The following is a 23,222-nucleotide window of genomic DNA, read 5'->3' as shown; positions in this document are numbered from 1 at the left end:
ACCTGCTCTGCGCAAAAACCCTTACTCCGAATAGAAAACCCGCTTCACCCGGGTGCTGACGTTGGTGAGGAGTTCGTATGGAATGGTACCGATGCGATGCGCCAGCTCCACCAGCGTCAGCTCCGGGCCAAACACGGTGACAGCGTCTCCGGCTTTTACGGCTACGCCCGTTACGTCTACCATGCACATATCCATGCACACGTTGCCGATGATGGGGCACCGGCGCCCGTTGATGAGCACCTGCCCCACCCCGTTGCTGAAGCGGCGGTCGTAGCCGTCGGCGTAGCCAATGGCAATGGTGGCGGTGGTTCTGTCGGTGGTGGCGATGCCTTTCCGGCTGTAGCCTACGGTATCGCCTTGTTTTATACTTTTTACCTGGGAAACCATGGTTTTTAGCGTGCTCACCGGCCGCAGCGCCTCCTGCTCCGAGCCAGTGGCCTCCACGCCGTAGATGCCGATGCCCAGCCGCACCATATCCAGCTGGTGCTCCGGAAAACGCACAATGCCCGCCGAGTTAAGAATATGCTTAATGACATTATACTTCAGCCGCCCTTCCAGCTCTGCCGCCATACTTCTAAACCGCCTGATCTGCAGCTGCGAGAAATCGTTGTGGATGGCTTCGTCGGCGCCGGCCAGGTGGCTGAAGGTACTGGCCACCTGCACCTGCGGGTGCTGCTCCAGCAAAGAGAACAGTGCTTCAAAGTCCTCCTCCTCAAAGCCGAGCCGGTGCATACCGGTATCCAGCTTCAGGTGTATTTTATACTTTACGTCCGGTTCCAGTACCGCCACAAAGGCGCTTAGCTGCTCCAGCGAATAGATTTCCGGCTCCAGGTGGTACTGCCGCAGCTTCAGGAAACTGTCGAGGGATGGGTTCATGACCATGATGGGCAGCGTGATGCCGTTCTCGCGCAGGGCCACGCCCTCATCCACATAGGCCACGGCCAAGTAATCCGCCCGGTGGAACTGCAGCAGGTTGGCCACCTCAAAGCTGCCGCTGCCATAGGCGAATGCCTTCACCATCACCATCAGCTTGGTGTCCGGGGCCAATTTGGAGCGGTAGAAGTTTAAGTTATGCACCAGCGCATCCAGGTTTACCTCCAGCACCGTGCCGTGCACCTTCTGCTGAAAAGCCTGCACGATCTTCTCAAACCCGAACACGCGCGCGCCCTTCACCAGGATCACCTCATTTTTGAAAGCCTCCGGCCTGAAGGCTTTCAGGAAATCAGCAGTGGAAGTATAAAACTCAGCCTTGGTAAAAAGATGGCCATACTTGCTGATGGTGGAACCAACGCCAATCAGGCGCTGCACGTTATGCGCCTGCACCAGCGCTGCCACCTTTTGGTACAGTTGCTTTTCCGGTAGGCCCGACTCCAGCACATCGGAAAGTATAAGCGTGTGTTGCCCCCGCTGCGGCTGGCTTGCCTGCAGGTCCAGGGCGATAGCCAGGCCGGCGAGATCGTTGTTGTAGGTATCGTCGATGAGGTAGCAACCGTTGATGGCCTCCTTCATCTCCAGGCGCATGGCCACCGGGTGCAGGCGGTCGAGGCGGTCCTGTAGTTCGGAGAGCGGCAGGCGGCGGTGCAGCAGTACCGCCAGGCAGTGGATGGCGTTTTCTACAGATGCCTCGTCGGTGAAAGGAATGGCCAGGCGCTGCTTCTGCCCCTCAAAAGTATACACCACAATGGTTTTATGCCCCGCGGTGGTGGTCGCGTTGATGAACAAGTCGGCCTCCGGATGCTGGCGGCTCCAGGTAAAGGAGTTTATAGGATGCACCTGCACCGCCTGGTGCAGCAGGTCGTAGTCAGCACAGTAAAAAAGCAGCTCCGCTTCCGTAAACAGCTTCAGCTTCTCCTTTACCTTCTGCTCGCGCGAGGCAAAGCCTTCGTCGTGGGCGCTGCCGATGTTGGTGAAGATGCCAAGGGTTGGGCGAATGACGGCCTGCAGCTTTTCCATCTCGCCGGGCTGTGAGATGCCCGCCTCAAAAATGCCCAAAGTATGGTTTGGCTGCAGTTGCCACACGCTCAGCGGCACCCCCAGCTGCGAATTGTAGCTGCGCGGGCTCTTCACCACCATTTCATCCGGGCTCAGCAGCTGCGACAGCCACTCCTTTACAATGGTTTTGCCGTTGCTGCCCGTAATGCCGATAACCGGTATAGCGAACTGCGCCCGGTGCCACGCCGCCAGCTTTTGCAGCGCCGCCAGGCTGCTTTCTACCTGCAAAATATTCGCCTCCGGGTAAAGCTGCTTCAGCTGCTCCGCCTCTCCCTGCTCCAGCACAAACTGCCTAACGCCCTGCGCATACAGTTGCGGCAGGTACCTGTGGCCGTCGTTATACTTGCCTTTGATGGCAAAAAACACCGAGCCTGCCGGCTGCGAGAGCTTACGGCTGTCGGTGAGCAGGTGCACAAGGGGCAGTGGCTGCGTGAACTGCACCAGGTCGCCCTGGGTTATACTTTGTAGCTGCTGAAACGTGAGCATGGGGAGTAGTTTATACTTCGGGCCAAAGATAGGCGGGGAAGTTAGGAAGTTAAAAAGTTAGCGGGTTAGAAAGTTAGCAGAGCTTAAGAGTTAGAGAGTTTAGGGATTCTGAATGAGTGAGTAAGGCTGAAAAGCCATCCTGCGCCTCCTGCTACCCCTGACCTAAACAATTTAACCAAGCAGCAAATCAATCTTCCAACGATTAACTATTAGTAATCAACAACCGAATTCCTGACCTTTGCGCACTTTTATACTTTTTTGATTACAGCGATGGGCACTACCAACACCAAACCATACTACGCGGCGGGCCTGGCGGCGTTTATTATCTGGGGCTTCATCCCCTTTCCGCTAAAGGCGCTGGCTGCCTACCCCAGTGGGCAGATTTTATACTTTCGGGTGGCGCTGTCGGTAGGACTGCTGCTGGTTATCTCGCTGTTGTTCCGCCGCAAGCAGCTGTTGGCTACGATAGCCCAGCTTAAGAGCTCCGGCGCCCGCGAAAAACGGCTGTTCCTGCTTTACACGTTCCTGGGCGGGGTGCTGCTCACCACCAACTGGCTGGCTTTTATCTACGTGGTCAACCACATCAATATCCAGACCGGCTCCTTCTCTTACCTGCTCTGCCCTATACTTACGGCGGTGCTGGGGTTTTTATTGCTGAAGGAGGAGCTGCGCCCGAACCAGTGGCTGGCCATTGGCCTGAGTGCCCTGAGCTGTGCACTGGTAGGCAGTGGCGAGATTACGAGCCTGCTGTTCAGTTTGCTGATTGCCCTGAGCTATGCCTTTTACCTGATCACGCAGCGGCTTTTGAAGGCTTATGACAAGATCGTACTCCTGAAGCTGCAGCTGATCCTAGCTTTTATCTTTATCGGGCCCTTTTATACTTTTTTTACGGGGGGCAACGCCAAGCTCGACTCGCATTTCTTTCTGCATGTTGGCTTGCTGAGCGCCGCTTTCACGGTGCTGCCGCTGTTCCTGAACCTGTTCGCCCTGAAGGAGCTAACCTCCGGCACCATTGGCATCCTGATGTACATCAACCCGATCCTGAATTTCGTGATGGCCTTCCTATACTTTGGTGAGCAGACAACCGCCACCAAAGTTGTGGCTTATATCATTATTTTTATCTCGGTGATCATCTACAACATAAACCTGAAGGGCCGCAAGAAGCGGGGCGATGGGCTGGTGATCCCGCCTGTGGGGACTGCGGCGGTGGTGAAGTAATTCTGCCTCTGCCTCTGTTTTACTGGCGTAAGCGTCCGTGTGTCTTTGCTGCCACGACTTTGTGCAGCCCGAACTAATCTTCTATCGCTGTTCCGGACATCCTTGTCCGGAACCTTCTCTGCTGCGGATCTCCAGATCCGCAGCAGCCGTACTTTGGCTATACTTTCATCGCCGCAGCTTCCCGTAACTGAAAACAAGCTATACTTTATAGTTACTGCTGATCCTCCAGACATACAGATCTATCGTTTCATTTCTGGCTTTGGTGCTCTCAAGCCCGAGAGGGCTCGTCCTTTGGCATCGCGCGGTGTACATTTCCTTTGCTTGACCTGCGGTCTCCGCAATTTCGCTAAAGCGAAACCGGAAATCTACAAGGCGCTCAACCCAAGGACTGGGTATCAGTTCGATAGCCACAGCTATTTGTCATCTCGACCTTTGGGAGAGATCTCTTTAGAATTCCCGATAGATCTCTCACTTCATTCAAGAAGGTAATTAAGTATAGCGGCAAGTATAACTCCCTCCCCTGTTTTTAGGGGAGGGCTGGGGTGGGGTGAATTCCCCTCCTTGGACAAGGAGGGGCAGGGGTGGTTGGAACGGTAACCGGAAGCTCCCTCTCCTGTTCTTAGGAGAGGTTTGGGGTGAGGTAAAACAGCCCAGGCAAACAAAAAGCGCCTCACCAACTAGAGCTGGTGAGGCGCTTTTTATACTTCCTAAACGTTAATTCGTGGTGGTGCCCCGCTGTTTCTGCTCATCCAAGCGCTGCAACTCACGGGCGGCTGAGTCTACGTTTGGCTCAGGGTTGCCGAACTGGTCGGCCTGCTCACCGGTTACGGCTGTGTCGCCGATGGGCGCTGGGCGCGGTTCATTTAGGTTCGCGGCTCCTTCATCTCCTTCTACCACCGCCTCTGCGGTTCCTGTGGTATCTTCTTCCTCTATTCTTTCAGCCCTATTGTCGCAGCCAAAGCCTACTACAGCAAAAAACGCCAGCGCCAACGCTGGCTTTAGTATATCTGATGTCTTCATGATTCGTTGTTAATTAGTTCATCGGCTATTTTTAACGGCCACCGTGCTCATTAGGTTATCCAGCACCAGGAGCCTAACCTGCTGCCTCAGAACCCGAAACCAACCATCACGCCTGTTCTGGCTTTGTTGCCCTCCTGAAACGAGGTCACAAAATCCACGCGCAGCACTTTAAAGATGTGCTCAATGCCCAGCCCCAGCTCCAGGTAGTGCCGCGACTCCTGCGTGTTCAGGTAGTTCAGGCTCACCACCTCCTGCCACTTCAGCTTTCGGAACAGCGGTATTTTGTTGAACAGGAAACCATTGAAGTGATGCTCGTAATGCGCCTCCAGGTAGCGGTTGTTGGTGCTGTAGCGGTAGTAGTCCAGCAGCTGGAAGCCCTCATAAGTACCTGCGATGAGGGTGCGGTTGCCATTGAAGTGCTTGTAGTCCAGCAGGCGCATGTCCTCTTTTCCCCAAAACACGGCCCCCAGCACGCTGTACTTGCTGCGGCCCAGCAAGCCAAAGCTCACATCATCGGCAATGCTTAATCCTGCTGTGCTATACTTCACATCGCCTCCCAAAACTTTTAGACCGCCGCGGTAACTTAGGGTAAAGGTTGGATACTTCGACCCCAGGTTGATCTTATTATCGGGGCGGGAGATGTAGCGCATGCCTGGCTTTATACTTAACGCGGCAGTAACCGTCAGGGCCTGGTGCGGCGAGAAAGACGCATCTGGCAGCTCCGCATTATCCGGTACGTTGGAGGTAAAGCGGCCCGACTCGTCGGTGCCACGGTCCCGGAAGGTAAAGTCGGCTGTGTTCTCCAGCGGCATGCGGTGCGCGTAATTCAGGGTGGTGCTCAGGCTCAGCCCGTTCCAGAGTTCGCTACGGTAGCTCACCTGCCCAAAGTCGCGCTGGTAGAGCTTGAGGTAGTTGCGCTCGGCAAGCAAGGTATAGAGCGTGTTCACAAAAGGCGAGATGGGGTCCAGGTTGTTGATTTGGGCCACATAGCGACCGCCTTCCAGGCTGATGGTGCTGTTTTTGATCGGGTCGTACTGGTAGCTCAGGCGCAGCTTGGCGTTCAGCTTCTCGTTGCTGAAACCGTACCGCACCGCCGGCTCTACCTGATAGTTGCGGCGGTCCTCAAAGTTCCTGCGGTAGTTAACGCGCACATCAGCCGCCACGCCCTCCACCGTATTATACTGCAGGATGCTCGGCCCACCTGTTAGGCTCAGCAGCGGGTCGAAGCGGTAAAACTTGCGCTCGTAGCTGTTGGAGTACGTATAGCCTCCTAGCAAAAAGCTGCCAAAGGATGGCTTGTTGCGCACCGCATCCAGCGAGTCCTGGTAAGGCCGGGAGTTCCGGATCACCTCCAGGCTGTCCTTTTTATGGTAATCCACCACCTCCTCCTGCGTGAGCGGCACCGGCCGGACGGAGGCCCAGTAGGCCGAGTCGCGTTTGTTGGCGTCTTTCTCCACCAGCAGCACCTCTTTGCTAAACAACTCATCGCTTACCACCGGTTGCGCCGGCGGAGCTGCTTCTTCTGGTTCTATTACTTTATAGGTCGGCTTTTTGGCTGGTTTGGCCGCGGCTACCGCTGCTTCCGGCGTCGGCTCCGGCTCTACCTCCTCTACGCGTGGCGGACGGGCATAAGCGGGCTGCACTTTGTAGTTGGAGTACACGCCCATGGCATAGCCGCCGCCTTTAAAGCCAAGTCCGGCGGCCTCAAAGGTAAAGCGCTGCGATACCGGCATCCATACGTCCTCAGCCACCGGCGCGTACACCTGCCGCACCCGTATCCAGTCCACGAATTCGATGCCGGCATCCTTGGTGAGCCTTAAATCAGTGCTGTGGATGCGCCAGCTGCCGTCCACGATATAAATATTACCTGCAAACACAGGGTCGTGCTTGCGGCGGGGGATAACCTTGATCTTGTTAATGGTGCGGCCGTTCTCCTGAAAGGTGCCCAAATACTCAAAGCGGTAGAACATAAAGGCATTGTTGGCCAGCGGCGACACAAAGCCGCGCTCGCTCAGCCCCTCCACCTTCAGCAGCGGGTCGTAGAAGCTAATGCTCATCTCCGAGGCCTGGTTAAAGCTGAAGCCTTTCTTCTGGCCGCTCACCTTGCTCGAGATCATCCGCTCCGAAATCTTATTCGGCTTTTTAAACGCTAGCTCCGACACCGACTCCGACAGGTACACGATGCCCGTATCCACATCCACGATCTTCACACCAAGTATTTTGGAAGGCACTTTATCCATGCGGGCCACGCCTTTCATGTATACGCGGGCGCTCCAGGCGTTCACCTCGTCGCGGTGGTACTTGCGCAGCCGTATGGCGTTGCGCATGATGGCGTAGGCGGGGTCTTCGTCGGAAGCTTTTACCACTACTTCTTTCAGGTTCAGCACCTCGGGCTGCAGCTGCACGTTCAGCTCCTGCGCCGCCTCGCCTACCGTTACGGTTTGGGTATGGGCACGGTAGCCCACATACTTAAACTCCAGGGTATAGGTGCCGGGGCTGAGCTGCAATTGGTACAGGCCCTGGTCGTTGGTAGCGGTGCCGCTGGCGGTCTCTTTAATGTAGATGCTGGCAAACGGCAGGCCTTTGTTGTTTTCATCGGTTACGCGGCCGCGCAGTACACCCGCCATACATAGGGCAGGCAAAAAGAGCAGCAGCAATAGCAGGAAAGTGTGGCGCATGTGCTAAAGGGTTAGTAGCAAACATATCAGCTAAAAAGATACGCAGGAAAGCCTTAATCATCAGCACAAAACCATACTTTTTATACCTTAAATCGAAGGCTCCTGCTTACTTAGAGCCAGATTCGGCGGCCAGGGTTGCTTTTTTGCTGAGCTTATTTTTGTACTGCACGTTCAGGATCACCCCGAGCAGCACCAGCGCCATGCCTACGTAGGTCCAGCCGTTGAGCAGCTCCCCGAAGAAAAAGAAGCCGAACAGCAGCGCGTAAATAATGCCGATGTAAGTGAGGTTAGCTACTTTGGAGATCTCCTCGTGCTGGTAGGAGAGCGTCATGTAGTACTGCCCCAGTTGCGTGAACAGGCCCACCAGCAGGAGTATAACCCAGTCCCAACCCTCGGGCTGCACCCAGTTAAACAAAGTATAAATGCCCACCACCGGCAGCGTTACCAGCGGGAAGTAGAAGATAATGACCAAGGGGTGCTCCTGCACGTTCAGCCTGCGCACAATGCTGTAGGCCACGCCGGTAAACAAGGCGCTCACCACACCCAGCCACAAGTATAAACTGTCCACGTTCGTCTCCACGCCCTCTATCACCAGAATGCCTGCAAACGACACCAGGAAAAAGAACCACTGCCACAGCCGCACCCGCTCCTTCACGATAAAAATGCCCAGTATGGCCGTAAAAATGGGCGATAGGTACTGCAGCGTGGCCGCCGTAGCCAGCGGAATATTCTGCAGCACGTTGAAGAACAGGATCAGGGCCACCGCCCCGAAGGCCCCGCGCGCGAACAACCATTTGCGGTTGTTGCCCCACACACTCACCCTTGCCCGGCGCAGAAACACCAGGCTTATCGCCAGCGACACCAGCGACCGGAACACAATGATTTCCTCCGCCGGAATATGCGGCACCCACTTCACGCACACCTGCATCAACGCAAAAAAGAACGTCGACAGCAGCATGTATATCACTCCTTTTGATAGCTTCATAATGTACTTTCCTGCCGCAAAGGTCCGGCTTTCGGCTGGAGATTGCTAATCGTCTGAATCAGGATTTACAGGATGAAAGGATGTACAGGATTGCCATACCGGTTCCAATCACCCCTACCCCTCCTTGGCTTTTTCTAGGCCCCCAACCCCCAAGAGGGGAGCCCGCCATTGCCTCAGCCTAAGTATAAGTTTCTCAGAAGAGGCTGTAGCGTGGACAGGTTGCTACCCGTCCCTACAAATATTAAACTCCCAAACTGCCCGCAACTTCTAACTTTTTAACTACCCAACTTCCTAACTTCAAACCTTGTTTATACTTTAGTAAAAGCCGATTTATACTTTTGGAACGCGACAAGAAACAGAAAACCTATACCCCCAAGGAAGCGCTGATAAAAGCCGCCGCTTACTGCGCCTATCAGGACCGCACGCAGCAGGAGGTGCGCGACAAGCTATACTCCTACGGTTTGGAGCCCGACGATGTGGAGGAGCTGATCATACGCCTAAGCCAGGAAAAGCTGATTGATGAGGAGCGTTACGCCCAAAGCTACGTGCGCGGCAAGTATGGCCTGAAGAAGTGGGGCCGCCGCAAGATCATGCAGGGCCTCAAGAGCAAAGGCATTTCCGACTACTGCATCAAACAGGGCTTAAAAGAGATCGACCCCGACCTATACGAGCAGCACCTGCTACAGCTGTTGGAGAAGAAGAACGCCACCGAAAAGGAAAAGAACCCCTTCGCCCGCCGCCAAAAGCTAACGTACTTCCTCATGAGCAAAGGCTATGAGAACGACCTGATCCAGGATGCGCTGAAGGGGCTGGAGGAGAGTTAAAGTTTACTATATTGAGTGAGTATTGTGCTCTAAGCTGCCCAATACACTCCACACATAATGCAGATAAACGCACGTTAATGCTTATTCTCTAGTTAGGCCGCATTAAAAATAAACAGATGAATAATAACATTTTTAATCAGCTCAGTTTAGCTTATAGTCCAATGAGCAGCTACGATTTTGCGATTCTTAAAAATGATCCGTTAGTTATTCAAGCCATAGAGAACAGCACACTGTACATTATCACGAAGAGACCTGTTTTATATTTCAATAATGTAGCTATTGATGAGAAAGCTTGGGCTTTAAAGTTTGAAATACATCAGAATGAAAATTCAGAAATATTATACTGCAGCTTACCTCTTGATCAAACAAACCTATTTGCTAAAATAGATAATCCTATATCATTAAGGTTTTGGTATAATGATGAAAAATACGCGAAAGATGGATTAGTAAAGAACCAAGTAGTTGGAATCCAATTCTACACAGGGGAAGAGTATCTAAAATTTAGATTATTACTTACCCCCGAAGTCTTTCTCAAACATTATGACATGAAGGATTTAACTGCAACAGTTAACAGAAACATTAGAGATTTCAGAAAATATCAGGTGTTATATGTTGGTAAAGCGACAGAACAATCAATAATAAAACGCCTATCCAATCACTCGAAGCTTCAGCAGATTCTATCTTTAGAACACAACATAAGTTCTGGGGAGCTACCAAAGGATGAAACGGTATTGCTTTTATTTACGCTAACTCCAGAGTTTCTGTCTAGGTCGTACACTTCTGAAGACGATATAAAACACATTCTGCCCATATTAAAAGGTGAGCTTCCTTCACAGAGCAAAATTACTTCAGACGCTGAAAAAGCTTTAATTAAATTGATTTCCCCAAAATATAATTCAATACAATATAAGAGCTACCCTAAGGGGCTAGATGGTCTATACAATGACGACTATGATAATATAGTTTACTACATCAAAGATGAAATTCAACTTACTTATGCCAATTCAACTATCAGAGGAGGGAGACTGAAGAGTAAAGTGATCGTCAAGGACAAGCAAGAACTGATACTAGAATAACAATGCCTAACAAAGCACAGGCTTAAACTCCGTTTGACGCATTCTTGCCTTAGTTTGTACTAGCCATTAAGAACACCCTACCGCTTCGGCCCCATCTCCGGGTTCTGGATTTTGCGCTGAGGCACCAGCACCACGCGGCGGCCGGTTACTTCCTCTAAAATCGGTTTCAGCACCTTCTCAGCGTTTACCTTCGTCTGGTTTAGTATACCGGAGTTCAGGGCGGCTTTTTTCACATTGGCCTCGGCATACTTGTAGCTTTCTTGCACCAGGTCGGCATCCTGAAAGTAGGTGTTTTCTTTGCTGAAGACTTTGGTCTTGCTTTGGTCAATTTTATAGTAGCAGATCTCCGGCTCCGGCAGTGCTACCTGCACCAGCGAGTCGCCCTGAAACTCAATGTCAGCTTCAGTTATCTTAGTAAAGTCCACACAGCCAACGGCCTCGCCGGTTACGATCAGCATTATCTTCGAGTTCGGCACCCACCGCGACACGTTTTTCTCATACTCCACCACATCCTTAAAATTATAGCGCACCAGCTCCATGCGGCCCAGGTCTTCTACTGAGGTGAGCACGGTGTTGAAGTTTACGACCACCTCCGGCTCCGCCTTTGCTTCGGGCTTGCCGAAGTACTCGCTAACGGTGCGCCACAGGAAAATGCCGAGCGAGAGAAGTATAACCCAAGGTAAAATCTTAATAAGAAAACGAAGTAAGAGCATCGGGTGCCGGTTCTGGTTTAGGTACAGATACGGCGTTGCAAATATTATGCTACAAAATCTGCACCCCCAGCCGCTCCTGAAAGTCGGCGTTGCCCTATTTTAGCAGCTACAGCTTATGGGCCTTACTTCAGAATTGTGCAACTTGCACTACTAAGCAACCCAGCAACTGTGATAATGACAAAAGACGCAGAGCCTCTGATGAAGAAAATGTTGGCATTGATTTCACCTGTAGCTTCAAGGCCACTGCTGTCGTTAGGCCTTTTATGGCTACTGATGCACCTGTTGTTGTATCACAAGTATGGAGTCCGCATCGTGTTCGATAGTCATCGCTATTTGGCTTACGCAACCTCCGTAGAAACAGGTACCACCTACTGGCAGCAGGCAGATAGTGTGTTTTATGCCAGCTACACATTCTTTATATACTTAGTCTTGTATGTGTTACGCCTGCCTTTAGAAACAATCATTGTTATGCAAGTGCTTGTATCGGGTGTAGCTACAATATTTTTTTATAAAACGCTGTATGCTGCCACCTCAAGTAGAATAGCAGCATTTTTTGGCGCCCTTTTATACCTTATATGGCCTCAGATTCACTCTTGGAATTTTTACATCCACACCGAGTCACTTTATATTAGTTTTACTATATTCATTCTTTACTACATCAGAAAGCTGCCATATAACGGTTGGAAGCACTTCCTAATCATCACACTTTTGCTCTGCTTTTCCCTTTTCTTACGGCCAAACGGCCTCTTTCTAACATTAGGTGTGATTGCAGGCTATACTTTCCACAGCAGGCACCGGTTCAGAAGAGGCTATGTTTTACTATCCATTGCTTTACTAGCACCTATACTTCTATTTGGAGCTAACTTAGTCTTAGAAGTATACTCACCTATACAATACCTGCTGCAGGGACAGGCTATACAAGGATATGATTCAGTTAGTGTAGAATTCAGCACCCAGGAACTGCCCGAAAAAGAGCCGGTATTGCTGCAGATAGCAAGTTTTATTTTAGAGCAACCGCTAGCGTATTCAAAACTGTTGCTGCTAAGGTTTGGCTACTTGTGGGGACAGGTTAGGCCATACTACTCCTCCATACACAATATTGCTATTGTGGTGTTCTTTTTACCTGTTTATACTTTAGCACTTCGAGGAGTATGGAAAGCTTTTAAAGACTCTAAGTCTATATTTATGCTTACAGTTATGCTCCTACAAACTATCATGGCTATGGTAGTAGCAGTGGACTGGGACAATAGGTTCGTTGCTCCGCTACTGCCCTTCGTTTTTTATTTCGCAGCTGTTGGTTTTGGGAGCTATGATATAGTAAAGCTTACAAGCTACAAAATCTGCACCCCCAGCCGCTCCTGAAAGCCGGCGTTGCCCTGCAAACCACCCGTGTGCACCGCCACCACGCGGCTGCCCCTGGCAAAGTAGCCCTGCCGGATCAGATCAAACAGGCCATACATCATTTTGCCGGTATAAATTGGCTCCAGCGGGATGTGGTGCTGCTTTTTGAAGTCCTCCATGAACGCCAGCAGTTCCGGCTTTACCTTGGCGTAGCCCCCGAAGTGGTAACCCGTGAGGAGGTGCCAGTTGCTGTACGTATGGCCGCTGTAAGCCTGCACCAGTCCCTCCACCTCCTGCTGCAAGAACTCGCCGCCTTTCAGGGCCGGAAAACCGAGTACCTGCTTCTCCCCTGCCAGGCCAGCCACGATGCCCGCCAGCGTGCCGCCGGTGCCCATGGCGCAGCAGATGTAATCATACTTCAGGTCGATGTCCTGCACGATCTCGGTACAGCCTTTTACGGCCAGCAGGTTGGTGCCTCCCTCGGGCAACAGGTATACCTGGCCGAATGCTTGCTGCAGCTCTTCCAGGAACACAGGCTCGGCCTTTAGCCTATACTTTTCGCGGCTGATGTAGTGCAGCTGCATGCCGCAGGAAGTGGCAAAGCGAAGGGTGGGGTTAAGCGGCAAACGCTCCTCTCCCCGGATAATGCCGACGGTCTTGAAGCCGTACTCTTTGCCCGCCGCTGCTGTGGCCGCAATGTGGTTGGAGTAGGCCCCACCGAAAGTAAGCAGCGTATGATGCCCCTGCTGCCGGGCTTCCTGTAGGTTGTACTTTAGCTTGCGCCACTTATTGCCCGAGATGTGCGGGTGCAGCAAATCCTCACGCTTTACCCACAGCTCTACCCCTTGCTCCAGCAGCAGCTCATCCTCCAGTTTCTGTAGCGGTGCCTCTTTCATACTTACAATATTGGCAAAAAAAGAAGCCCCGGCAAAAGCCAGGGCTGTACTTTATACATTGTCTGAATCAGGATTAGAGGATATACAGGATTAAAATTCACTCATTCCTAAACTCTCTAACTCCTAAACCCCAAATTTTCTACACTTTCTCCACAATCGGTTCTTCTACCGGCTGCTTCTTCACAGCATAGAAGATGGCTCCGGCTATCACCAGCACCAGCAGGATAGAAGAGATTAGCGATACGGTATTGCCGGTATAGTAAGACTGCGGCTCGAACTTGAACTCAATAGTATGCTTGCCGGCCGGCACCTCCATGGCGCGCAGCACGTAGTTGGCGCGGATGTGCTCTACCGGCTCCCCGTCCAGGTACGCCTGCCAGCCCTCCGGGTAGTAGATCTCGGAGAACACCACCAAGCCCTCTTTGGCTGCCGCATACTCATACTTGAGGTAATTCGGCTCATACTCCGTCAGCTTAATGTTGGCGCTGTCGGCGCTGAAGTAGCGGCGCTCGATCGGGAATTTGCTCACATCGATCACAGCAGTGGCACCGGCATCAAACATCGTTAAGGCATCCAGTTCGGCATCCGGCGACTCAACCGGCTGCACTTCCTCCACGAACCAGGCGTTGCCCAGGGCATCCGGAATTCGCTGCACCGGCTGCTTCGGGTCACCCGTAATCGCGTAGCGGGTGTTCAGCATGCGCAGCACCTCCAGGTTGTTACGCGAGATGTGGCGGTCGATCAGGTCCTGGTAACGGCGCAGCTTGGCGCCGTGGTAACCGCCCACCGACTTGTGGAAGTAGGACGTGCGGGCATCGTTAAACGGATTTGGCAGGTTAATTACGCGGTAGCTCAGGCCTCTTGCGGCATCCTCCTTGTCCTGCAGGATCATCTGGTCGGCCGGCGTTGGGCTGAAATAGTTCTCTACCACCCGGCGCTCAAAGTCGCCGTTGTTCAGGTAGCGCTGGTCCACCGACCACAGGTCCACCAGCACCAGTATACCTACACCAGCCACTGCCACCGTGGCAGACACCTTGTTTTTCACATAGAAGTATAACAAGCCAGCGGCCAGAAGTATAAATACCAGCGAGCGGAAGGCGTCGGAGCGCATCATGCTCCCGCGGTCGGCGCGGATAGCGTCGATCGGGAACTGCGCCTGTATCAGCCTTTGGTCAGTTTCGGACATAAAGCTGGCAGTGCCGGCAAAGAGCCACACCAGCAAGCAGATACCGGCGGTGATACCCCCGGATATCAGCAGTTTCTTATCCAGGTCTTTGATCTGGCTGCGCTCGTTGATCAGCTTCCAGAGAGCCAGTATAGCCAGGAACGGGATGGTGATTTGGGCGATAACCAAGGCCGACGATACTGCCCTGAATTTGTTGTACAGTGGGAAGTAATCGAACATGAAGTAGTTGAAGGCCTCGAAATTCTTACCCCAGGCCAGCAGCAGGGAAAGTATGGTGCCGGCTACGAGCCAGCTCGTCCAGCGGCGGTCCACAATGAACAGCCCCAGCACGAACAGGAACACCACGATGGCGCCCACGTAAACCGGACCGCTCGTCATAGGCTGCGGCCCCCAATACATTGGCAGGCCCTGCTTCACCAGCTGCTCGGCCTGCGCCGGGGCGGCTCCCATTTTTGTAAAAGCCTTGTATGTTTCAGAGTCGGTATCAAGCGGGGCGCTGCTGCTACCGCCGTAGAAATCCGGGATCAGCAGGGTCATCGTCTCGCTCACACCGTAGCTCCAGTTAAAGGCATACTCGCGGTCCAGGCCGCTGCCCACGTTGTCGCCGCTGTTTGGCTGCGTCAGCTCCGATTTGCCCCGGATGCTGTACTTGCTGTACTCGGCTGTAGTATACAGCCTGCCAAAGTTAACGCCTATAGCCAGTATGGCTGCCACCAGCAGCACCAGTCCGCGCTTCAGCAGCTCCGCAAAAGTGCCGTGCTTTACCGCGTAAATGATCTCCACTACCCCAAACACCAGCACCAGCAGCAGCATGTAATAAGTCATCTGCAGGTGGTTGAAGTGTAGGTTCATCGTCAGGCCCACGGCAAACAGCGCGGCCCCCACCCATAGGTTCCGGCGCAGCGCGTAGATCAGCCCGGCCAATACCATCGGGATGTAAGCAATGGTAAGCGATTTGGTGTTGTGCCCTGCCTCCAGGATGATGAGGTTATAGGACGTAAAGGAGAAGGCTACCGCGCCTATAATGGCCAGCCAGGTGCTCATGCCCATGGCCACCAACAGGATATAGGCGCAGATCAGCGTGATGAAGATATTACCTGCCAGGGCCGGCAGGTCGAATGTCAGGATCTTGTGGATGTAACCGGACCAGTCGCCAGGAAAATGCGTCTGGATGAGGTAGGCCGGCATACCGCCAAACATGGAGTTGGTCCAAAGGGCTTCCTCGCCAGTGCGCTCGCGGTAGTCCTGTATCTCTTTGGCACCGCCCTTAAACTGCAGAATATCGTGCTGGGCAAGGCCTTTGTCCTGGAAAAGGACCGGCGAGAAGTATACCGCCGTCAGGACAAGGAAAATAAGTACGGCGATGGCATGCGGCAGCACATCGCGCTTAAAGTTGAACGAAGTTGTCATAATCTTTCAAAAACCCGGAATAGAGCTTGAAAGATAGTAGTTTTATTTTACTTCTTCATAATCCACGTACTCCCCGCCGTTGAAAGACTTGCGCTCCGGCTGCTCTGGTATGTAGTCGATCTTGACATCTCCTTTTGCTCGCCCATTGCCGTTCTGGCTTTGCTGCTGGGCCTGTGCCTGCTGCTGGTGCATGTTGGTGTAAAAGAAGGTGCCGTTGCGCATTTTCTTGCGGATAAACATTCCTAGCAGCCATCGGAAAAGCGGTGGCGCCACCATTCGGATGAAGAATATTATGAGCAGCGTGGTGAATATGAACTTGATCATCGTGGTGAAATCTCTTGGTAAAAGTGTGTAAAGTATACTGCAAAAACAGTACCGATACTATGTTACAACTCCTTTGCCAGCTTTTTGTTATCTGACGTTTTGGCGGTGTATGGCAAAGATAAGGAGTATAGTTTTGAAATGCAGGTTTGGAGGGGTTAGTTCCGAGTCTGGGATGGTGAGTTATACTTTTGTTAGCAGGTTTATACGTTGGCTATACTTTGTTCCTGGTGATTTATTCATCATAGCTGCAGCTTTCTGATACTTCTCTGGCGTTGGCGCAAGCGTCCGCTTGTGCCTCTCTTTGCCCCCGCTTCCCGTAACTGGACATAAGCTACCCTTATTAGCTGCTGTTCATCCACAGCTTTACAACCTGCACTGTTTCATTTCTGGCTTTGGCTCCCTCCAGCCCGGGAGGGCTCGTCCTTTGGCATCGCGCTGTCTACATTCCCTTTGCTCCTACGTCGCAATGCCTCGCTTGCGCTCGTCACCGGAAATCTAGAAGGCGCTCAACCCAAGGACTGGGTGTCATTCCAATAGCTACGGCTTTAGCTGTGCAACAAGTATAAGTCCCCCTTAGAAGGGGGCAGGGGGATGTTAATCAACTGCGGAGAATTCCCCTCCCCGGAGGGGCTAGGGGTGGGTTTATACTTGTAGAGACAGGTCGCGACCTGTCCGCGCGATACCAGCTGCCATGAAACTTATACTTTAGCCACAGTAACTACAGGCTCCCCTCCTTTGATAAGGAGGGATAGGGGTGGTTAGGCACGGTATAGCACTCACCCCTTGCTCAAGTATAACCGAGGCATCTAAAACAGTAAGCCCTCCCCTGTTGCCAAGGGAGGGCCTACGCATCAATTTATACTTCTTACTTACTCAGGTACAGGTTCCTCTCGGAGTATACTTTAGTGAAGTAATCGTCGTACAGGTCGTCGATAAAGTAGATGGCCTCGCCAGTGGATTTCATCTCCGGGCCGAGCTCCTTGTTCACTTCCGGAAACTTGTTGTAAGAGAACACCGGCACCTTGATGGCGTAGCCGTGCTTGTACGGGTTAAAGGTAAAGTCCTTCACCTTCGCCGCGCCCAGCATGATCTTGGTGGCGTAGTTGATGTACGGCTCACGGTAGGCCTTGGCAATGAACGGGAACGTACGCGAAGCGCGCGGGTTAGCCTCGATGATGTACACGGTCTCGTTCTTGATCGCGAACTGGATGTTGATTACCCCTACCGTCTGCAGCGCCACCGCAATCTTCTTGGTATACTCTTCTATCTGCCTGATCACGTTTTCGCTCAGGTCGAACGGAGGCAGCACTGCGTACGAGTCGCCGGAGTGGATACCAGCCGGCTCGATGTGCTCCATGATGCCGCAGATGTACACATCCTCGCCGTCGCAGATCGCGTCAGCCTCGGCCTCAATGGCGTTGTCCAGGAAGTGGTCGAGCAGCACTTTGTTGCCCGGGTGGTCCTTCAGCAGGTCGATCACGTGAGCCTCCAGCTCCTTCTCGTTGATCACGATTTTCATGTTCTGGCCACCCAATACATAGCTTGGGCGCACCAGCAGCGGGAACTTCAGCTCCTTGCTCAGCTCCAGTGCCTCCTCTGCCGTCTCGATCACAGCAAACGGAGGGTACGGGATGCTCAGGTCGCGCAGCAGCGAGGAGAAAGAACCACGGTCCTCGGCCAAGTCCAGTGCCTGGTAGCTCGTGCCCATTACCTTAATGCCGTAGCGGTCCAGCTTCTCGGCCAGCTTCAGGGCTGTCTGTCCGCCCAGCTGCACAATCACGCCCTCCGGCTTCTCGTGCAGGATGATCTCGTAGATATGCTCCCAGAACACCGGCTCAAAGTACAGCTTGTCTGAGATGTCGAAGTCGGTACTTACTGTTTCAGGGTTACAGTTGATCATGATGGTCTCATAACCCAGCTCTTTGGCCGCCAGCACACCGTGCACACAGCTGTAGTCGAACTCGATGCCCTGCCCGATACGGTTTGGACCTGAGCCCAGCACGACAACCTTCTTTCTATCGGAGACGATGCTTTCGTTCTCGCCCTCATAGGTGCTGTAGAAGTATGGCGTTTTGGCTTCGAACTCGGCCGCGCAGGTATCCACCATTTTGTACACGCGGTTAATGCCCAATTCTCTGCGCACGTTAAACACTTCGCTTTCCTTGCAGCGCAGCAGGTGGGCTATCTGGCGGTCGGCGTAGCCTTTTACCTTGGCCTCACGCAGCAGCTCTGCCGGCAAGGTAGATAGGCTATACTTCTCGATCTCCTTCTCCATCTGGTCCAGCTCCTCAATCTGGGCTAGGAACCATGGGTCGATCTTGGTCAGCTTCTGAATGGTGCTGGTTGGGATACCGATGCGCATGGCATCCTTGATGTTGAACAGGCGGTTCCAGCTTGGGTTAGAAAGGCCGTGAATCAGTTTGTCGTAGTCGGTGATCTCCTTGCCGTCGGCGCCGATGCCGTTGCGTTTGATCTCCAGGCTCTGGCAGGCCTTCTGCAGCGCCTCCTGGAAGGTACGGCCAATACCCATTACCTCACCCACCGATTTCATCTGCAGGCCCAGCGTACGGTTCACGCCCGGGAACTTATCGAAGTTCCAGCGCGGGATCTTCACGATCACGTAATCCAGGGCGGGCTCAAAGTAGGCGGAGGTGGTTTTGGTGATGGCGTTCTTCAGCTCGTCCAGGTTATAGCCGATGGCCAGCTTGGCGGCAATCTTCGCGATCGGGTAACCGGTGGCTTTAGAGGCCAGGGCCGAGGAGCGCGACACGCGCGGGTTGATCTCGATGGCGATGATGGTGTCGTCGTCCGGGTTAACGGAGAACTGCACGTTACAGCCGCCGGCAAACTGCCCGATGCCGTTCATCATCTTGATGGCCAGGTCACGCATCTGCTGATACACGGTATCCGGCAGCGTCATGGCCGGCGCCACGGTAATGGAGTCGCCGGTATGCACGCCCATTGGGTCGAAGTTCTCGATAGAGCAGATGATGATCACGTTGCCCAGGTTGTCGCGCAGCAGCTCCAGCTCGTATTCTTTCCAGCCAAGGATGCTTTGCTCGATGAGTACCTCGTGGGTTGGGGAGGCATGCAGGCCGCGGGTAAGAGCCGCATCAAATTCCTCAGGGGTATTAACAAAACCGCCCCCCGTACCACCAAGAGTAAACGAAGGGCGAATCACCAATGGAAAACCGATTTCCTGGGCTATCTCTTTTCCTTCCAGGAATGAGGTAGCCGTTTCTCCCTTACAAACATTTACCCCGAGCTCGAGCATCTTCAGACGGAACTCCTCGCGGTCCTCGGTCGTCTCGATGGCCTTGATGTCCACGCCGATGATGCGCACGCCGTACTTTTGCCAGATGCCGGCTTTGTCGCAGTCTATGGCGAGGTTCAGGGCAGTCTGCCCGCCCATGGTGGGCAGCACGGCATCAATCTTATGTTTCTCTAAGATCTCTACGATATACTTCTTCTCCAGCGGCTTCAGGTATACATGGTCCGCCGTAACCGGGTCAGTCATGATGGTGGCCGGGTTGGAGTTGATAAGTATAACCTCTATCCCCTCTTCTCTTAAAGAACGGGCAGCCTGGGAGCCGGAGTAATCGAATTCGCAAGCCTGACCAATAACAATAGGGCCGGAGCCTATGATCAGAACAGATTGTATGGAGGTGTCTTTAGGCATGGTGTGGTATGTATAAATTGCCCAAAGTTAAGGCAAAATGTTGGGCCTCGCAACGCAAAAATGCCCAGCCGGGGAATTTAATTTAAAACGGGGCGGCAATCTGCTGTACTTTCAGCTTCTTACAAAAGCGCTCTAATCGCCTTCTTCCAGTATAAAAAGATCGTTTACGGTAACTCCAAAGTATGCCGCCATTTTAAGTGAAAGCAGCGTGGAAGGCAGGTATTTGTTCTTTTCAATGGCGTTTATGGTTTGGCGTGTCACCCCCAGTACCTCCGCCAGTTGCTCCTGCGTAATGTTTTTCTTGGCACGCTCAATCTTTATGCTATTCCTCATCTGCTTCCGGTGCCTTGCGTGTGTAGTACAGGTTATACTTAAACGATATGCAGATATAAACTAGCAGCAAAAATAGCGCGCCAAGCATGCCGCCCGCATCGGGCATACCGATACTCCTGCCTCTGACTAAGGCAAGTACAATACTAAAGAAGGGAAGCCAAAGCAAGGCCATTACTAAGAAGAAAACGCCGCTTACAAACGCCTTGTACCGCAGGCTTTGCACCATTTCATCTTCCTGGTGCTCTTCGGAGAAAACAAGTAGTGCCAACCCAAGGATGATCGGAAAGTAAATCATGGGGTAGGTCCATGCGTCAAAGAAGGTTCTGGAATCGGTAACCACGCCCGTTGCTACCAACAGATAGCTGATAGCCGCAGCAACCGGAATGCCGGCTACCAGCACCCAGACTCCATTTTTTTTAAACTTGTAAGGCAGCAATGTTACTGCGAGCAGGCTTTCTTTTATGGCTGTTTCTTTAGTTGCACGTTAGATGTACGGTTTAATTTACTAGAAGTAAAGTATTCTTTACTTTTAGTAAATATAAAATTACCATTTTAGGAAAATATAGCTCACTCACCTCCGTTCACCAGCAGCAGCTGGCTCATAAATGATCCTGGAAGGCTCTACTTCAGGAAAACTATACCCTGCACTTGCGTACTTATAAGTATAAACAAGGAATAACCTACACTTGATACTTATGGAAAGCCCGAAAGAAGACGATATCATCACCAACTCCGACGAAAGCAAGCGCTTGCCAGACGAGAACCCAGAGCCTTTGACCGGCACTAAAATGGACGAGACAGGCACTGAAGACAGAGCTTCGAAAGGCGGGAAGGAAGAGAACAGCGAAGCGACTAAAAGGGCAGAAGGCCTACCCAAACCGGAGAGCAAGGACAGCAGTGCCCCTCAACCGGAGAAATAGCCGCAAAGGCGTGGGCGTGCCGCTGGTGCTTGGTTCTCGTTTGTGCCTCTGAAGCCCTGCCGCAAGGGTAAGAATCATGAAATAAAACCATGCTTTTATCCCGTAAGCGGCTTGCATATGTAACGACAATTCCTTACTATTAAGGAATATAAACCACCCCTTACCAGCGGCCTATGGTTCTATCCTCTACTCCGTTTCACCATGTTGAGTATTATGCAGCCCACAACGTTATTGTAAGCCAGTGGTACGGCCCCTGCACCAGCCAGGAATACCGCGACACCCTGAACAATTTCCTGCAACTGGTAGTCGCTCAGGGAGCCTCTTATGCCATCTCGGACCGTCGCCTGCTACCTGCAATCCCCAAAGAAGATACCCGCTGGACCCTGCAGGAGTTCCTGAAAGACTTCATAAAGCTGCCGCTCAAGCGCTTCGCCTTCATCAACTCCTTTGACCCGATTGCTCAGAAGCAACTACAGTATTTTGTAAACGCTGATAAGTTGGGGCCTTTCCCTTTTGAGGTGCAGGTATTCAACGACCTGACTTCGGCCTACGAGTGGCTGACAGACACGAAGGCACAGTAGCTTACTTGCCTCCCTTCACAGCCTCCTGCTGAATTTTTTCCAGGGTGGCCACCAGCTGCTCATAAGGTTGGTATCCGCGCGCCACCAGGTATAACTTGCCATCCTCCGCCTGGCACACCACCGCCGGGAACCCGTTTATCCCCCAGTTCTCCACCAGTTCAAACTCCTGCCGCGCCTTCTCCAGGTACTGCCATCCCTCAAACTTCTCTCTGAAATCCGCCTCGTCGGCCCCGAAGGTCTGCACCACCGGCAGGTAGGTCTCCACCTCGTTCAGGTCTTTGCCCTCCACGAAGTGTTGCTTTTGAATCGCTGCCGCCAAGGGTACCTGTTGCTCCGGGAACTGTTCTTTTAGTATAGCCATGGCCACAGCCGGCGGTTCTGAGTTACTCAGGAAGGTGCCCTTGTCCAGTATCTCGCGGCGGTAGGTGTCAGTTAGCTTTACGCCGGTCATTTCCTCCAGCCGCGGCGCCACCTGCTTTATATAGCTGGCCATGCCGCTGATGGGCCGTACGTTACTGCCCCGGATCATGCCGCCGCTCAGTACTTCAAAGTCATACTGCTGCTCTTCAAACAGGCGCGAAATAACGGGGCTCATGCCATAACACCAGCCACACAGGGCATCCTGCACATAGAATATCTTTAGTCTCTCCATGATATGATGATTTAGTCGTTTGCTTCCACAACCAGCCTGGCGCTAATAAGTTTGGCAACAACGTTGGCAGAGCGGCAGCGTAGGTTGCACTTGCCTCGGGCCTTACTTGCCTGGCTTAAACCTGTACCACGCCAGCCGGGCAGGAGGCAGAGTTGCCTGCAGAGCCCGTGAGCAAGGAGGCCAGCATACACCGGCCCCAAGAAAGCACGCCTTAAAATAGTACACTTAAAGCCAGCTCACTCACCCCAAGCACCTTAAATAAAGCACTTTGTTCATACTTTTTTTAAGCCAGTCCGTAGAATCATTTTAAGTTAAACAAACAAGTATAACAAACACTGAATGCTATGAAAAAGAACTTAATTACGTTTTGTGCAACAGCTTTCGCCATAACAGCCTTGACTTTTGGCGGTTGCACCACCTCCGATAGCACCACCGATAGCGAAGGAATGGATACAGGCACCATGGATGAAGATTACGGCACAACCACCGGAACGACCACTGGCACCACTACAGGCACAACAACCGGAACCACCACAGGTACAACTACAGGTACCACAACTGGAACAACCACAGGTACTACTACTGGAACTACAACCGGAACAACCACAGGTACTACAACGGGAACCACTACAGGTACAACCACGGGCACCACGACAGGTACAACCACGGGAACTACAACAGGTACAACCACTGGCACGACTACGGGTACCACAACAGGCACGACTACGGGTACAACAACTGGAACAACCACAGGTACTACTACTGGAACTACAACCGGCACGACCTCAGGCACCACAAGCGGAACAACTACGGGTACCACAACGATGTAATCAGAATCAACTGAACTGGATAACAAGAAAGGCAGACACCGGATGGTATTTGCCTTTCTGTTTTTACACAAGCTGCCC

At 52.5% G+C, this 23,222-nt stretch carries 19 protein-coding genes; 7 read left to right on the top strand and 12 right to left on the bottom strand.

Translation table 11 applies throughout. The features are described from left to right. Positions 1–21: 21 nt before the first annotated feature. Entirely contained in the window at positions 22–2,478 is a 2,457-nt protein-coding gene (locus PXG97_RS15925; RefSeq protein WP_276498780.1) for a bifunctional UDP-N-acetylmuramoyl-tripeptide:D-alanyl-D-alanine ligase/alanine racemase, read from the bottom strand. A 270-nt stretch (positions 2,479–2,748) separates the two neighbouring features. On the opposite strand from PXG97_RS15925, the gene PXG97_RS15920 reads away from it, so the two are divergent. After that, a complete protein-coding gene (locus tag PXG97_RS15920; protein WP_276498779.1) occupies positions 2,749–3,696 on the top strand; it encodes an EamA family transporter in 948 nt (315 codons plus the stop codon). A 714-nt stretch (positions 3,697–4,410) separates the two neighbouring features. On the opposite strand, the gene PXG97_RS15915 is transcribed toward PXG97_RS15920, so the two are convergent. The 3 genes from PXG97_RS15915 to PXG97_RS15905 all read right to left on the bottom strand — a co-directional run bounded on the left by PXG97_RS15915 (position 4,411) and on the right by PXG97_RS15905 (position 8,379). Next, a complete protein-coding gene (locus tag PXG97_RS15915; RefSeq protein ID WP_276498778.1) occupies positions 4,411–4,716 on the bottom strand; it encodes a hypothetical protein in 306 nt (101 codons plus the stop codon). An 86-nt stretch (positions 4,717–4,802) separates the two neighbouring features. After that, positions 4,803–7,394: a DUF5686 and carboxypeptidase regulatory-like domain-containing protein gene (locus PXG97_RS15910; RefSeq protein WP_276498777.1), complete on the bottom strand. Its 2,592-nt coding sequence runs from the start codon at positions 7,392–7,394 to the stop codon at positions 4,803–4,805. Between the two features lie 106 nt (positions 7,395–7,500). Further along, positions 7,501–8,379 carry a DMT family transporter gene (locus PXG97_RS15905; RefSeq protein ID WP_276498776.1) on the bottom strand — a complete coding sequence of 293 codons (879 nt, stop codon included), beginning with the start codon at positions 8,377–8,379 and terminating at the stop codon, positions 7,501–7,503. A 338-nt stretch (positions 8,380–8,717) separates the two neighbouring features. Here PXG97_RS15905 and PXG97_RS15900 point away from each other — a divergent pair, with 338 nt between their 5' ends. Both PXG97_RS15900 and PXG97_RS15895 read left to right on the top strand, forming a co-directional pair. Then, positions 8,718–9,203: a regulatory protein RecX gene (locus PXG97_RS15900; RefSeq protein ID WP_276498775.1), complete on the top strand. Its 486-nt coding sequence runs from the start codon at positions 8,718–8,720 to the stop codon at positions 9,201–9,203. A 116-nt stretch (positions 9,204–9,319) separates the two neighbouring features. Beyond that, complete coding sequence (locus tag PXG97_RS15895) at positions 9,320–10,279, top strand: hypothetical protein (RefSeq protein WP_276498774.1); 960 nt, start codon at positions 9,320–9,322, stop codon at positions 10,277–10,279. 77 nt (positions 10,280–10,356) lie between these two features. Here PXG97_RS15895 and PXG97_RS15890 read toward each other — a convergent pair whose 3' ends face one another. Beyond that, the gene (locus PXG97_RS15890; protein WP_276498773.1) at positions 10,357–10,992 is read right to left on the bottom strand and encodes a DUF4230 domain-containing protein; all 636 of its coding nucleotides are present in this window, start codon (positions 10,990–10,992) and stop codon (positions 10,357–10,359) included. 174 nt (positions 10,993–11,166) lie between these two features. On the opposite strand from PXG97_RS15890, the gene PXG97_RS15885 reads away from it, so the two are divergent. Beyond that, complete coding sequence (locus PXG97_RS15885; protein ID WP_276498771.1) at positions 11,167–12,354, top strand: hypothetical protein; 1,188 nt, start codon at positions 11,167–11,169, stop codon at positions 12,352–12,354. Here the strand turns inward: PXG97_RS15885 and PXG97_RS15880 are convergent. The 6 genes from PXG97_RS15880 to PXG97_RS15855 form a co-directional block, all read right to left on the bottom strand. Continuing rightward, positions 12,324–13,229 (bottom strand): 1-aminocyclopropane-1-carboxylate deaminase/D-cysteine desulfhydrase, encoded by a 906-nt coding sequence (locus PXG97_RS15880; protein WP_276498770.1) that lies wholly within the window; start codon positions 13,227–13,229, stop codon positions 12,324–12,326. The two genes, PXG97_RS15885 and PXG97_RS15880, sit on opposite strands and share 31 nt — an antisense overlap. A 139-nt stretch (positions 13,230–13,368) precedes the next feature. Further along, positions 13,369–15,825: a YfhO family protein gene (locus tag PXG97_RS15875; RefSeq protein WP_276498769.1), complete on the bottom strand. Its 2,457-nt coding sequence runs from the start codon at positions 15,823–15,825 to the stop codon at positions 13,369–13,371. Positions 15,826–15,867: 42 nt separating this feature from the next. Beyond that, positions 15,868–16,149, bottom strand: coding sequence for a DUF4834 family protein (locus tag PXG97_RS15870; protein ID WP_276498768.1), 282 nt, complete (start codon positions 16,147–16,149; stop codon positions 15,868–15,870). 865 nt (positions 16,150–17,014) lie between these two features. After that, the gene (gene carB / locus PXG97_RS15865; protein WP_276498766.1) at positions 17,015–19,828 is read right to left on the bottom strand and encodes a carbamoyl-phosphate synthase large subunit; all 2,814 of its coding nucleotides are present in this window, start codon (positions 19,826–19,828) and stop codon (positions 17,015–17,017) included. A gap of 132 nt (positions 19,829–19,960) precedes the next feature. After that, entirely contained in the window at positions 19,961–20,161 is a 201-nt protein-coding gene (locus PXG97_RS15860) for a helix-turn-helix transcriptional regulator (protein ID WP_276498765.1), read from the bottom strand. Then, on the bottom strand, positions 20,151–20,561 hold the full coding sequence (locus PXG97_RS15855) for a hypothetical protein (protein WP_276498764.1): 411 nt from the start codon (positions 20,559–20,561) through the stop codon (positions 20,151–20,153). Before PXG97_RS15855 ends, PXG97_RS15860 begins: the two co-directional genes overlap by 11 nt. Before the next feature lie 295 nt (positions 20,562–20,856). On the opposite strand from PXG97_RS15855, the gene PXG97_RS15850 reads away from it, so the two are divergent. Together PXG97_RS15850 and PXG97_RS15845 are read left to right on the top strand one after the other, a co-directional pair. Further along, the gene (locus PXG97_RS15850; protein WP_276498763.1) at positions 20,857–21,081 is read left to right on the top strand and encodes a hypothetical protein; all 225 of its coding nucleotides are present in this window, start codon (positions 20,857–20,859) and stop codon (positions 21,079–21,081) included. 173 nt (positions 21,082–21,254) lie between these two features. Next, positions 21,255–21,662, top strand: a complete 408-nt coding sequence (locus PXG97_RS15845) for a hypothetical protein (protein WP_276498762.1) — start codon at positions 21,255–21,257, stop codon at positions 21,660–21,662. A gap of 1 nt (position 21,663) precedes the next feature. Here the strand turns inward: PXG97_RS15845 and PXG97_RS15840 are convergent, their stop codons facing one another. Then, a complete protein-coding gene (locus PXG97_RS15840; protein ID WP_276498761.1) occupies positions 21,664–22,314 on the bottom strand; it encodes a DsbA family protein in 651 nt (216 codons plus the stop codon). A gap of 344 nt (positions 22,315–22,658) precedes the next feature. Between PXG97_RS15840 and PXG97_RS15835 the strand changes: the two genes are divergently transcribed. Further along, on the top strand, positions 22,659–23,144 hold the full coding sequence (locus PXG97_RS15835) for a hypothetical protein (protein WP_276498760.1): 486 nt from the start codon (positions 22,659–22,661) through the stop codon (positions 23,142–23,144). The last annotated feature ends 78 nt before the right edge of the window (positions 23,145–23,222 follow it).

Source organism: Pontibacter litorisediminis (genome assembly GCF_029360645.1).
GTDB lineage: Bacteria > Bacteroidota > Bacteroidia > Cytophagales > Hymenobacteraceae > Pontibacter > Pontibacter litorisediminis.
This window is presented reverse-complemented; position numbering and strand designations above follow the sequence as displayed.